Genomic DNA, 16,257 nt, shown 5'->3' with positions numbered 1-16,257 from the left:
CTTAAAAGTTATATTTCAATAGTTTCGATATAGTTTTCTTGGTCAATTTCATCATCATCTTCTTCTAGATATGATCTAAAAATTTCAATAAGTGATGCTTGTTCTTCTATGGTTGTTTCTTCAAATATTTCACGAATAGAAACTTCAGTATCTAATTTTGTTCGAATCATAGATACTAAGCGAGTAGCGAGTAAAGAATGGCCTCCTAAATCAAAGAAGTCATCATAAATACTTATTTTTTCAATACCCAATAACTCTTGCCAAATTGTTACTAATTGTTCTTCAGTTTCATTTCTTGGTGCTACATATTCTTTATTTGATAATTGAGAAAGATCTGGCTCAGGTAAAGACTTTTTATCAATTTTTCCATTTGCCGTAAGTGGCATTTCATCTAGCACAAACCATAACTGAGGAATCATATAATTTGGTAAACTTTCAGCAACAGCTTCTTGTAGTTTTTCTTTACTAGCATTATCTTCTACTACTAAATACACCACTAAACGATTTACTCCAGTAGTATCTTTCTTTGCTAATACGCAACATTGACTTATAGATTCTAAAGACGTTATGGTATTTTCTATTTCTCCTAATTCAATACGATAACCTCTAATTTTAACTTGATCATCTGTACGACCAGAAAATTCTAAAGTTCCATCTGGTAACCATCTTCCTAAATCTCCCGTTTTGTATAATCGTCCACCTTCAGGTTTAAATGGATTCTCTATAAACTTCTCTTGAGTAAGCTCTTCTCTATTTAAGTATCCTCTACCTACTCCAATACCGCTTGTCCATAATTCTCCAACTACACCTATTGGGCATAGATTATTAAAACTATCTACTACATATACATCCATATTTGCTACTGGTTTTCCTATTGGAACTACTGCACCATTTGGAGCTTCGTTCATGATATGTAATGTAATATCATCTGCAGCTTCAGCAGGTCCGTAAGCATTAACTACAGGAACAGATGGATATAATGAGAACCATTTATCTAATAAGGATTTTGTAGCTGCCTCACCAGTAACTAAGAAATAATCTAAATTTGATAAGCCTTCCACAGCAACTCCTTCTTCTAATATATTGGTTACATAAGAAGGCACTAGTTGTAAATGACTAATATTATTACTATACAATGACTTTTGGAAATTGTTAATATCTAATATCTTATCTTCTCCATAAATTATAATTCTACCACCACATAATAAACCACTTAACATTTGCCATACCGAAATATCAAAAGTGAATGGAGCTGTAAAAGCAACTGCGCTTTCGTGAGTCATTTTCAGTTCATCAATCATTAATAATAAGTGATTTAATAAACCTGCATGTTCAATCATGGCTCCTTTTGGTAAACCTGTACTTCCTGAAGTATAAATGATGTAAGCTAAATCGCTTGAACTATATGTTAATCCTGTAGACATTGTTGAATAATCTTTTGTTTCATCTATCGTAACAACTTGAATAGTATCCGTAAATGATTCCAAAGAGGTTTTACTTACAATGTCAGTTACTAATATTGAACATTTTGTATCTTCTAAAAGATATGCTATACGATCTTTTGGAAAATCTGGTTTTATAGGTACATATGCACCTCCAGATTTTAAAATACCTAAAATACCTATTAGCATATCGAAACTTCGCTCTACACAAATTCCAACCAGATCATTCGACTGAACTCCTTGTGCAACCAAATGGTGTGCTAATTGATTAGCGCGTTCATTTAATTCTTGATAGCTTAATTCATCTTCTCCAAATACAGCAGCAATTGCATCTGGAGATTTTTGAACCTGACTTTCAAATAAATCAACAACTGTTTTATCTAATGGATAATCCACTGTTGTTTCGTTAAACGATTCTAATAATGAAACTTCTTCTTTCGGTAAAATTGTTACACTATCAACTGTAGTATTTTGCTCTGCTTTTAATCCTTTTACTAATTGAGTTAACGCTTCTTCTATATACCCTAAAAATAGTTCAGGTTTAATATCCCCATCAATTTGAGCAGTTAGTACGAACTCTTTTCCGTAATCATCTATATCTAATGAGATTGGATAATTCGTACGTTCATTCACACTTGTTACATCTACTCCTAAATTGATTGCATCATCATTTTGTTCTTCTATTCCTGCCTCCACTTCTTCATCTTCTTCTGGTGCTGAATGACGGAAATTCATTAATGCACTAAACAAAGGAAGTTCATTAGAAATTCCACTCCAACTATGAACATTAGACAGTGGTGTTTGTTCGTAAGCTAATAAATCGCTTAATGCTCCATTAACTTTTGCAACATATTCTGAAACAGTACCTTTTAATTCTGTAAGAAATGGTAACGTGTTAATGAATAATCCTAATGAATCGGCTGCTCCTAAAGATCCTTGTAAACGACCTAGAAGTAATGTTCCGAAAATTGCATAATCTGTATTACTACATCTTCCTACCACCAAACCAAAAGCAGCATGGAATAACACTGCAGAACTCATACCTAGTGAGATACTTAGTTCACGAAGTTCTGCACTTAAACTTTCAGGTAAAAGCGATTGTGCTTCTTTAATATCGCTAAAATTATCTCGTATGTCTGATAAGGCAAATGGATATGTAGGTTCATTTATATTACCTAATAACTCTTTGAAATATGCTTCACTATCATTAGTGGCTTGCTGATGTAGTGTATGTCCGATAAAATCTCTATATAATACTGGAGTTGGAAGTTCTGCTTTTCTTCCTGATAAATACAATACAATTTCAGAAACAACTTTCTCTAAACCAATATGATCTAAAGCTAAGTGATGTTGATAAACCACCAAATAACATATTTCATTATTTGGGTCATTTATTGATTTTAATTGTAATAACGGTGCTTTAGAAACATCCATCCAATGATGACCTGGCGCTACTAACAACTCTAACTCTGATGAGAAATCTTTAGTACTATCTATTTCTAATTCTTCAATATATAATGGTGCTTCTCTCAGAACTACTTGTACTGGATTTGACAATCCTTCATTTATAAAACAAGTACGTAATACATCATGACGATTGACTACAAATTGTAATGCTTCTATAAATGATGAACGTTTTTCTTGATTTGTAAAAGATAGTAATGTTGGTAAAATATAAGGATCACCTTCTTCCTTACTACTCATTAAATAATGAAAATAAATTCCTTCTTGTAATGGTGATAAAGGGTATATATCTTCAATACTTGAAGTTCCTCCTTTTATTTGTGAAACAACTACATCTATGTGCTCTTGGTCAAAATCCAATAATGGGACCATTTCAGGAGTTATTCTAACTGTATCTTTTGTGATTCCATTTTCTGGAGTTACATACATTGAACTCAATGACACCATTTTTTCTATAATACCTACCACACTTGGATTTAAGAAAATATCTTTTACTGCAATATGAAAGCCAATCTTTTGTACACGAGCAATGAGTTGAACAATTAATAAACTATGTCCTCCTAATTCGAAGAAATCATCGTAAACGCCAACCTTTTCCACTCCTAATAAGTCTTGCCAAATGCTTACTAATTGTGCTTCTATTTCATTTCTCGGAGCTACATATTCTACCGTAGATAATTCTGAGCTGTCTGGTTCTGGTAACGATTTTTTATCAATTTTCCCATTAGCTGTTAATGGCATTTCATCTAAGTTAATCCATAACATAGGAACCATATATTCTGGCAAACTCTCCTTTAGTTCGTCTTGAATCTTATTCTTTTTAAAATCACCATCTACAACAACATAACCTACCAAGCGATTGATCCCACTTGTATCTTTCTTCGCTAAAACACAACAGTTTTGAATTGTTACTACTTGTGATAATGCATTTTCAATCTCACCTAATTCGATACGATAACCTCTGATCTTAACCTGATCATCTGTACGACCTACAAACTCCAAGGTTCCATCAGGTAACCATCTTCCTAAGTCGCCTGTTTTATATAATCGTCCTCCTTCTGATTTGAATGGATTTTCTATAAACTTCTCCTTTGTAAGTGTTTCTCTGTTTAAATAACCTCGTCCAACTCCAATTCCACTTGTCCATAATTCTCCAACAACCCCTACTGGACATAAATTATCAAATCTATCCACAACATACACATCCATATTCGCCACTGGTTTTCCGATTGGAACTACCATACCACTTGGCGATTCTTTCATAATATGTAATGTGATATCATCGGCAGCCTCTGCTGGCCCATATGCATTTACTACTGGAACTTGTGGATACAATGAGAACCACTTATCTAATAAAGATTGGGTAGCTGCTTCTCCTGTAACTAAGAAATATGATAAATCAGATAAACCTGCTTTAACTTCTCCACTTTCTAATAAACTTGAGACATAGGATGGAACTAATTGTAAGTGACTTACCTTATTATTAGATAGTGAAGATTGGAAACCTTCAAGGTCTAAAATTGATGCTTCTGAGTAAACCACAATACTTGCTCCACATAATAATCCGCTTAGCATTTGCCATACTGAAATATCAAAAGTAAATGGTGCGGTAAATGCTACTGCACTATCTGAAGTAATTTCCAAATCATCAATCATTAATAACAAGTGATTCAGTAAACCTGCATGTTCGATCATGGCTCCTTTTGGTAAACCTGTACTTCCTGAAGTGTAAATAACATAGGCTAAACCTTTTGAATTACATGCTATTTCTAAAGTAGTTATTGGATATTTTGCATTTGTAATAATTGTATCTAATTCAACCTGATTTACAGCTTCAAAAGAATTGAATACATCTATACTGGTAGAGTTTGTAACTACTAAAGAACAATTGGTGTCTTCTAAAAGATAAGCGATACGATCTGATGGAAAATCTGGTTTGATTGGAACATAGGCTCCTCCTGACTTTAGAATTCCTAAAACACCTACGAGCATTTGTGTACTTCTATCCAAACAGATTCCTATTAAATCATCAGACTTTACTCCTTTTTCAACTAAATAATGAGCTAATCGATTTGAACGTTCGTCTAATTCTTGATAGGTTAATTCTTCACCTTCAAAAATTACGGCAGTCGCTTCTGGTGTTTTTTCAACTTCAGCGGCAAATAATTCAACAACCGTTTTATCTAAAGGATAATTAACTTCTGTAGCATTGAAAACATCTAACAACTGTGTTTGTTCCTGTGATGTTAACATTTCTACATCTCCAATAGATTGATCTATATTACTAACAATACTTTTCAGTAACTGCTTGTAATGTGCTAACATACGAACTATTGTAGCTTCTTTAAATAAAGTAGTACTGTACGTTAAACTTAATTCGAAAATTGAATTTTCTTCAGAAACATCTAATGTTAGATCAAACTGTGAACTCACTGTATCAGATTCGTATGGAGAAATTACTATATGATCAAATTCAGCATCTGTTATTTCATTTAATGGTTCATCTGTCGCTGCATTGGAAGTGTTTTCTAAAGAGAACATTACTTGAAATAAAGGAGTTGTACTCATGTCTCTATTAGTAACTACTCGATCTACAACTTTTTCAAAAGGTGCTAATTGATTATCGTATCCTTCTAATGTTGTTGTTTTTACTTGACGTAATAATTCTTTAAAGCTTATATCATTACTTAAATCACTACGTAATACTAATGTATTTACAAAGAATCCGATCATTCCTTCTAACTCCGTTTGTGTTCTGTTAGCAATTGGAGTACCTATACAAATATCATTTTGACCACTGTAACGTGATAATAATACTTTAAATGCCGATAACAGGAACATGAATGTTGTTACATTTTCTTGTTTTGATAATGTATTAATTGAAATTCCTAATTCTTCACTTAAGTTTACTGTTATATTAGCCCCTTCAGTTTCTTGTATAGCTGGACGTTGGTAATCTGTAGGTAATTCTAAAACACTTGCATCTGCTAATTTTTCTCCCCAATATGATAATTGATTTTCTAAAACTTCACCATCTAAGTATTTACGCTGCCAAATTGCATAATCTGCATATTGTAATGTTAGGTCTGGTAGATTAGCTTCTTTACCTAATTGCATTGCAATGTATAGTTCATCAAACTCTTTAATTAAAATATCTTCTGACCAACCATCACTAGCAATATGATGAAAAACACAAGCTAATATATATTTGTCTGCTTCTAAGCTATACAAACAAGCTCTTAACTTATAATCTTTAGATAAATCAAAAGGAATAACTAAATATTTTGCTAAACTTTCCTCAAGTTCACTATCTATTACGGTTTGTTGAGTTAAACGCCAATTGTTATGGCTCATTGCTTCTTGGTAACCATACCCATCTGCAGATAAAATATTAGTTCTTAATATTTCATGACGTTCAACAATTGTTTTTAATGTTCGTTCTAAGTTATCTACATCTAATTTTCCTTCTAAATGCATCACTACAGGCATATGATATGCTAAGCTCCCTTGTAACTGATCGATAAACCATATACGTTCTTGACTGAACGATAATGGAATTCTTTCTGGTCGCTCTTCAACACTTACTGATGGTAATAACACACCAACAGATAAAGTTGAAACGTGCTCTGCTAATTCTGATAACTCAGTATGCTCGAAAACTCCTGCGATTTCAATTTCTTTCTTTAACTCTTTACGAATCATTGACACCAAACGTGTGGCCAATAAACTATGTCCACCTAATTCAAAGAAATCGTCATGAACACCTACCTTTTCAATCCCTAATAAATTCTGCCAAATAGCTGCCATTTGCTCTTCAGTTTCATTTCTTGGCGCTACATATTCTCTTGTTGAGAGCTCTGAACTATCAGGTTCTGGTAATGATCTCTTATCTATCTTTCCATTAGCTGTTAGTGGCATTTCTTCTAATGACACCCAAACCATTGGAACCATATAATCTGGTAAACTAGCTTTTAAATCTTCTTGTAATTTTTCTTTCTCAAATTCACCCTCAACCACAACATAACCAACTAAGAGATTTGTTCCAATAGCATCCTTTTTCGCCAATACACAACTACTTTGAACATTGCATACTTGTGATAACGCATTCTCTATTTCTCCTAATTCAATACGATATCCACGAATCTTTACCTGATCATCTGAACGACCAACGAATTCTAAGGTTCCATCTGATAGCCATCTTCCTAAATCTCCTGTTTTATATAATCGTCCGCCTTCTGATTTGAATGGGTTTTCGATGAATTTCTCTTGTGTAAGTTCTTCTCTATTTAAATACCCTCTACCTACGCCTATTCCACTTGTCCATAATTCTCCAACTACACCTATAGGACATAAATTATTAAACTGATCCACAACATAAACATCCATATTAGCAACTGGTTTTCCGATTGGAACTACAATTCCATTCGGTGCTTCCTTCATAATATGTAATGTAATATCATCAGCGGCCTCTGCTGGTCCATATGCATTCACTACTGGAACATTTGGATATAATGAGAACCATTTATCTAATAAAGATTGAGTAGCTGCTTCCCCTGTAACTAAGAAATATGATAAACCTGATAAACCAGAAACAACTTCTTCATTGTCTAATAAGCTAGCTACATAGGATGGAACTAATTGTAAATGGCTAATGCTATTTTCTTCTAAAGTATCTTGAAACTCATCGATATCTAAAATGGTATCTTCACTATACACCACAATGCTAGCTCCGCACAATAATCCACTAAGCATTTGCCATACTGAAATATCAAAAGTAAATGGCGCTGTAAAAGCTACTGTACTTTCTGGATTCATTTCCAACTCATCAACCATAATTAACAAGTGGTTTAATAAACCAGCATGTTCTATCATAGCTCCTTTTGGTAATCCTGTACTTCCTGAAGTATAAATGATATACGCTAAATCATTTGACCTATACTTTACTTCTACTGGTGTTGTTGGATAATCTGATTCTACAACTTCTTCATCCAATATTACTAAATGAATTGAATCATCAAACAACGATTCTAAAACAAACTCATTTAGTGAATCTGTTACTAATAAAGAGCAGTTGGTATCTTCTATAATATAAGAGATACGATCCATTGGGAAGTCCGGTTTAATCGGAACATAAGCTCCTCCTGATTTCAAAATTCCCAAAACTCCAACAAGCATGTCTAATCCGCGCTCTAGACAAAGTCCCACTAAATCATCAGACTTAACACCTTCGCCTATTAAATAATGCGCTAATTGATTTGAACGTTCATCTAATGCTGAATAAGTTAATTCTTCTCCTTCAAAAACTACTGCTATGGCTTCAGGAGACTTTTGAACTTGCGCTGAAAATAAATCAACTACAGTTTTGTCTAAAGGATAATCTACTGCTGTAGCATTAAATGTATTTAATAATTGAGTTTCTTCTTGAGGAGCTAATACTAGTAAATCTCCTATAGATTGCTCAATGTTAGTTACTATACTTTTTAGTAATGTTTTATAATTCTCTAACATTCGTGCAATGGTTTCCTCTTTGAATAAGTCTGTGCAATACACTATGTTTAGAAGAATGTTTGACTCATTTTCGTTGATATTAAAAATGATATCGAACTGTGCTGTAGTTTCAGAAAAATTATGAGGTTGAATAAGAATATCACTTAACCCTTTACTTTCTTCTGTTTGTTCTGTAGTTTTTTCTATTTCGCTATCATAATCAAACATTATTTGGAATAAAGGAGTCATACTTACATCACGAGTAGTTACTACTCTGTCTACTACTCTTTCAAAAGGTGTTAACTGATTGTCATATCCTTCTAATGTAGTTAGTTTTACTTGCTGTAATAATTCCTTAAAACTTAAATTTCCACTTAAGTCACTACGTAATGCTAATGTATTGGTAAAGAAACCAATTATACTTTCTAATTCGTATTGAGTACGATTTGCAATTGGTGTACCCACACAAATATCTTCTTGTCCACTATAACGCGATAGTAATACTTTAAAAGATGCCAACAAGAACATAAATGAAGTCACTCCTTCTTTTTGGTATACTTCTTTTACTAATGCACTTAATTCTTCTCCTAAATCTGTTGAAAAAGTAGTTCCTGCCATACTTTGAACGGCAGGACGGATATAGTCTGTTGGTAGTGCTAATGTATCTACTCCTGTTAATTTATTTTCCCAATATGATAATTGTTTATCTAAAATTTCTCCTTCTAAATACTTGCGCTGCCATATTGCATAATCTGCATATTGAATACTTAATTCTGGAAGATTAATTTCTCTACCTGATTTTAATGCATCGTACAGTTCTACAAATTCATTAGTTAAAATTCCTTCTGACCAACCATCACTTGCTATATGATGAAAAATACAAGCTAATACATATGTATTTTCTCCTAAATCATACAAACAAGATCTTAGTTTGTAATCACTTGATAAATTAAATGGTGTTATTAGATAATTATGTATTTGTGTATCTAATTCATCTTTATTTAAAATTACTTTCTTTTCTAAAGACCAATTGTCTGCGCTCACTATTTGCTGATATCCTACCCCATCTTTAGAAAAAAGATTAGTACGTAATATTTCATGACGAGCTACAATTGTTTTTAATGCTTGTTCAAGGATTTCTACATCTAAATCTCCTTCGATATGTATTATTGCAGGAATATGATATGCTAGTGTTCCTTCAAATTGATCTAAGAACCATAAACGTTCTTGACTAAAAGACAGAGGAATAGAGTCACTACGATCTTCAGCAGTTACTTCAGGTAATAATACACCTTTAGATTGAGTTGTGATATGTAAAGATAAATCAGCTATAGTAGTGTGTTCGAATATTTCACGAATAGCTAATTCCTTCTCTAACTCTTTTCGAATTAAAGATACTAAGCGAGTAGCTAATAATGAATGGCCTCCTAATTCAAAGAAATCATCGTATACGCCCACTTTTTCTACAGATAATAAGTCTTGCCATATGTTAACCAATTGTTCTTCGGTTTCGTTTCTTGGAGCTACATATTCTTTTGTAGATAACATTGAACCATCTAGTTCTGGCAGGGCTTTTCTGTCTAACTTTCCATTTACTGTTAATGGCATTTCATCTAAGCTTATCCAAAGTGAAGGAACCATATAGCTAGGCAATGTTTCTTTTAAGGCAGTTTGAACTTCCTCCTTATTAAATTCTTCTTTTGAAACTACATAACCTACCAATTGTTTTGCTCCGTTTGCATCTTCTTTTGCTAATACGCAACATTGGTTTATAGATGGAAGTTCTGACAGGGTACTCTCTATCTCTCCTAGTTCAATACGATATCCTCTAATCTTTACTTGATCATCTTTTCTTCCTAGAAATTCTAAATTTCCATCAGGTAGCCATTTCCCTAAATCTCCAGTTTTGTATAGTTTATCTCCTGCTACAAATGGATTCTCAATAAATTTTTCTTTAGTCAGTTCTTCTCTATGTAAATATCCTGATGATAAACCAAATCCTCCGATACATAATTCTCCTGTAACACCTTCTGGAACTAAGTTTAAATTCTTATCTAATACATATAGTTGCATATTAGGCATTGGAACTCCAATGGGGTAACTATGTGTAGGTAAATTTTCATCTAAGGTATTGAATGTATAGGTTGTACATCCTACAGTAGCTTCAGTTGGACCGTATTCATTAATAATTGTTGCTGAAATATTTAATTCCTCGAAAGTAGATAAATGATTCAGCTGTAAAGCTTCTCCTCCTAACACATATCGATGTGCTAAAATTTCTGTATCTCTTATAATAGGATCTAATAATTCTAGATGAGATGGTGTTAATTTTATAAAGTTATAAGGTGCGTATTTTATTAAATTCTCGTCTTTAAAAACTTCTAAACCACTTGTACTACTTATTACTAAAAGTTTACCATTAACTAAGGGAGTAAAAATCTCTGTCATTGAAGCATCAAAAGACATCGATAGATGCATATAACTTCCTGAGATTTCTTCTCCTATATATAAATTACTACAGGTTGAAATATAATTCATCAAACTATTATGACGAATTGGAACTCCTTTAGGTTTACCTGTACTACCTGATGTGTAAATTACATAAGCTAAATTATTAGGTGCTACAACTCCACCTAAACTATCTTTAGTATACGCAGTAATATCTTTCCAATTTTGATCTAAGGAAGTAATTATTAAATCCTCTTTCTCTTGTAGTCGTTTTGTTTGCTCGTTAACTTCATTAACTAATACTAGATTAATTTCAGCATCCTTCAGCATATAATCGATACGATCTTCTGGGTATGCCGGATCTATAGGTACATATGCACCTCCTGATTTTAAAACTCCTAAAATACCCACCAGCATTTCTAAACTACGTTCCATACATATACCTACCAGTGTATTTGCCTGTACTCCTTCATCTTGTAAATAATGAGCTAATTGGTTAGAACGTTGATCTACTTCCTCAAAAGTTAACTCCTGGTTTTGGTAAATTAAAGCAATTGCTTCTGGAGTTTTTAAAACCTGCTCTGTAAATGCATCTACAACAGTTTTATCTTTAGCATAGATAACTTCTGTTTCATTATTCACATTTAAGAATAGCTGTTTCTCTGCTGTTGTAAGCATTGATAAGTGACCAATTGGTTGCCTACAATCTTGAACTATACTTTTTAATAATTCTTTATAGTGAACTAAAACTCTATCTATAGTAGTTTTTTCAAATAATGCTGTACAATAATTTACGTTTAAAAGAATATTAGAATTACTCTCAGCAATGCTCATTGTTAGATCGAACTTTGCTGTAACATTTTCAAATTCATATTCTGATATTTCTACACCTCCAAAATCGATATCATTTCCGCTTTCACCAGATACATCTGTTGAGGTATTTTCGGTCATAAACATTACTTGAAACAAAGGAGTTGTACTCATGTCTCGAGTCGCAACTACTTTATCTACAACTTTTTCAAAAGGTGTTAATTGATGATCATAAGCTTCTAAAGTAGTTTGTTTTACTTGTGCTAATACATCACTAAATCTTGGATTTCCACTTAAATCACTTCGCAATGCTAGTGTGTTAACGAAAAATCCAATCATATCTTCAAGATCCGATTGTGTACGATTAGCTATTGGAGTACCTACACAAATATCTTCTTGTCCGCTGTAACGAGATAACAATACTTTAAAAGTTGATAGTAGGAACATGAATAATGTTACACCTTCTTTCTGACATAATTCTTTTACCGAAGTAGTTAAATCTTCATCCAATGCTAAAAAAGTACTAGCCCCTTCAATACTCTGAACTGCTGGCCTTTCATAATCTAGAGGAAGTTGTAAATTACTTACTCCTTTAAGTTTTTCTTCCCAGTAGGATAATTGATTCTCTAAAACAGTTCCTTCTATATATTTACGTTGCCATATAGCATAATCGGAATATTGTAGATTTAACTTTGGTAGTTCAATTGTTTTACCTTCTTGTAATGAACCATAAAGTGCTAAAAACTCTCCTATTAAAATATCTTCTGACCATCCATCACTAGCAATATGATGAAGAACTGCTGCTAACACATATTGTTCGTTTCCTAGATTGTAAAGACATGCTCTTAATTTATAGTCTTTTTCTAAATTAAAAGGAGTTGATAGATATGCTTCTAAACTTTTTTCTAGTGCTTCTGTAGTTGTTGTTTCTTGTTCTAAAAACCATGAATCTGCTGCTACGATCTCTTGGTATCCATATCCGTCTTCAGATACAATATTAGTACACAATATTTCATGGCGCTCAAGAATTGTTTTGAACGATTGCTCTAATGCTGCTATATTTAATGCTCCATTTAAGCGAATAACAATTGGCACATGGTATTCATTAGTGCCTTGCAATTCGTCTAAAAACCATAATCTTTCTTGACTAAATGATAATGGAATTTGTTTAGGACGCTCTTGTGCAATTACTGGCGGAAGTAATACACCTTCTGACAGTGTTGAAATGTGTAGACCTAAATCTGAAATTGTTGTGTGTTCAAAAACATCGCGAATTAAAATCTCAATCGACATTTTAGTTCGTATCATAGCTACTAAACGAGTTGCTAATAAACTATGTCCACCCAATTCAAAGAAGTCATCATAAACTCCTATTTTTTCAATTGCTAATAATTCCTGCCAAACAGTAACTAATTGTTCCTCCGTCTCGTTTCTTGGAGCTACATATTCACTACTCGATAATTCCGAACTATCGGGTTCTGGTAATGATTTTTTATCAATTTTTCCATTTGCTGTTAATGGCATTGCTCCCAGCTCAACCCAAATTGTAGGCACCATATAATCTGGTAAACTTGCTTTTAGGCTTTCTTGAATTTTTTGTTTATTCAATTCTTTTTCTACAACTACATAGCCAACTAAACGATTGGTACCTATGGCATCTTTTTTTGCTAAGACGCAACTGTTTTGTATGCCTTCAATTTTTGAAAGAACACTTTCTATCTCTCCTAATTCAATACGATAACCACGAATCTTTACCTGATCATCTGAACGACCTACAAACTCCAGTATTCCTTCTGGTAACCAACGTCCTAAATCACCTGTTTTATATAAACGTTCTCCATTATTTTTGAATGGATTTGTTATAAATTTTTCCTTAGTTAGCTCTTCTCTGTTTAAATAACCCCTACCTACACCAATTCCGCTTGTCCATAATTCTCCAACTACACCTATCGGACATAAATTATTAAAACTATCTACTACATATACATCCATATTTGCTACTGGTTTTCCTATTGGAACTAAATCTCCAAGAGGAGGTTCATGCATAATATGTAGCGTAATATCATCTGCAGCTTCAGCAGGTCCGTAAGCATTAACTACAGGAACAGATGGATATAATGAGAACCATTTATCTAATAAGGATTTTGTTACAGCTTCACCCGTTACTAAAAAATAAGCTAAACCTGATAAACCTTTTACCGCAACTCCATTTTCTAATAGACTTGCTATATAAGAAGGCACTAACTGCAAATGACTTACTTTGTACTCTTCTAATGATACTTGAAAATCGTTAAGATTTAAAATTCGATCTTCACTATATATTGCAACGCTACCTCCACATACTAATGCGCTCAACAACTGCCATACAGAAATGTCGAACGTAAATGGAGCTGTAAAGGCAATTACGCTTTCATTGTTCATTTTCAACTCGTCAATCATAATTAACAAGTGATTTAATAAACCTGCGTGCTCTATCATAGCTCCTTTTGGTACTCCTGTACTTCCTGAAGTGTAAATTATATAAGCTAAAGCATTCGAACTATAAGTTAATTCTAACTCTTTAGCTGTATTATTAGATGTAAATAAAGAAGTCTTATCTAGATTAACTAACTCAATAGTATTAAATGGAATTAATACGTCTGTACTTGAACTATTTGTTATAACTAACTTGCATGATGTGTCTTCTATAAGATGAGCCACACGGTCTGTTGGAAAATCTGGTTTTATTGGCACATATGCTGCTCCTGATTTTAAAACTCCTAAAACAGCAATTAGCATATCAAAACCTCTATTTAAACAAACTCCAACTAAATCATTAGGTTGTACTCCTTGTGTTATTAAATAGTATGCTAATGAGTTTGAGCGTTTATCTAACTCTGAGTAAGTTAACTCTTCTCCTTCAAAAATAGCCGCTACAGCGTTAGGTGATTTTTGTACTTGATCTGAAAATAAATCCATTACTGTTTTATCTAAAGGATAATCGACAGTACTTGCATTAAATTCTTCCAACAATAGTACATTTTCTTGTGGAGTAAGCATTGATAAGTTTCCAATAGGCTGGTCGACATTACTCACAATACTCAACAGCAATTCTTTATAATGTGCTAGTATTCTTCCTATTGTAACTTGTTTAAATAAGTCGGAACAGTAGTTCAGATTCAGAATAATAACTAGGTCTTCTTCGGAAACGTTTAATGTGAGATCAAATTGAGCAGAAGTATTCGTATATTCATACTCTGAGATATTTAAATTTCCTAGATCTAAACTTTCATCTGTATCTGCATTTGCTTCTTCTAGAATTGATCCCTCATTATGATAATCAAACATCACTTGAAATAAAGGTGTACTACTCATATCACGTGTAGTAACAACTCTATCTACAATTTTTTCGAACGGCGTTTGTTGATGCTTATATCCTTCTAAGGTTGTTGTTTTTACTCTTGCTAAAAACTCTGTGAAAGTAGGATTACCGCTTAAATCAGTACGCAATGCTAATGTATTTACAAAGAAACCGATCATTCCTTCTAGTTCAGATTGGGTTCGGTTTGCTATTGATGTTCCTACACAAATATCTTCTTGTCCACTGTAACGTGATAATAATAATTTAAATGCAGATAATAACAACATTGGCATTGTTACGCCTTCTTGCTGACATATATCTTTTAACGATTGCGTTAATTTTTCATCTAAAGTTAAAGATACATCCGACCCAGCATTACTCTGCATTGGAGGTCGAGTGTAATCTAACGGTAATGCTAAAGTATTTACTCCTGCTAATTTTTGCTCCCAATAACTTAATTGAGCCTCTAAAAGGTCTCCTTCAAAATATTTACGTTGCCAAATCGCATAATCAATATATTGTAGACTTAACTCAGGTAATATTATTGCTCTATTTGATTGTAAAGCACTATATAATTCTACAAATTCATTTGTTAAGATATTCTCAGACCAACCATCACTAGCAATGTGATGAAATACGCAAGCTAATACGTATTTATCTTCTCCTAAATCATATAAACATGCTCTTAACTTATAATCTTTAGATAAATCAAAAGGAACAGTAAGATAGTTTTGTAATACCTTAGATAATTCTTCTTCTCCTGTAACCTTACTTTTATCTAAACACCAATCTTTAGCCTCTATAATTTCTTGGTAACCGACACCTTCTTTCGATAAGATATTAGTTCTTAAAACTTCATGACGATCAACAATTGTCTTTAAAGCTTGTTCTAAAACTGAAATATTTAATGCTCCTTCTAAACGGATAACTGCAGGTATATGATATTCTTCACTACTCCCCTGCAACTGATCTAAAAACCATAATCTTTCTTGGTTAAACGATAGTGGGATGTGAGTTAATTCAGTTCTATCGAATGCAACAATATTTCCTTCTGATCCTATTTGGCTGCTACCTTTTTCATGTTTTTGAAGATAACTTATTAAAACCTCTTTTTGATTTTTTATCTTCTGAAGTAAATTCGAATCAATACTAGTTTTCTTCGATTTAATACTTAATTTCCCTTCCTCCAATACTAATTTAATACCCTCTTTTTCAGATACTCTTAGTATTTCTAAAATTTCTAAGTTCATTGGTTGATATTGATTG

General features: G+C 32.8%; 1 protein-coding gene. It reads right to left on the bottom strand.

What is annotated here, in order from left to right:
- Positions 1 to 8: 8 nt before the first annotated feature.
- Positions 9 to 16,241, bottom strand: a complete 16,233-nt coding sequence (locus BVC87_RS17535; RefSeq protein WP_075343709.1) for a non-ribosomal peptide synthetase — start codon at positions 16,239 to 16,241, stop codon at positions 9 to 11.
- Positions 16,242 to 16,257: the final 16 nt, after the last annotated feature.

It is taken from the genome of Tenacibaculum agarivorans (genome assembly GCF_001936575.1).
GTDB classification, from domain to species: Bacteria; Bacteroidota; Bacteroidia; order Flavobacteriales; family Flavobacteriaceae; genus Polaribacter; species Polaribacter agarivorans.
This window is presented reverse-complemented; position numbering and strand designations above follow the sequence as displayed.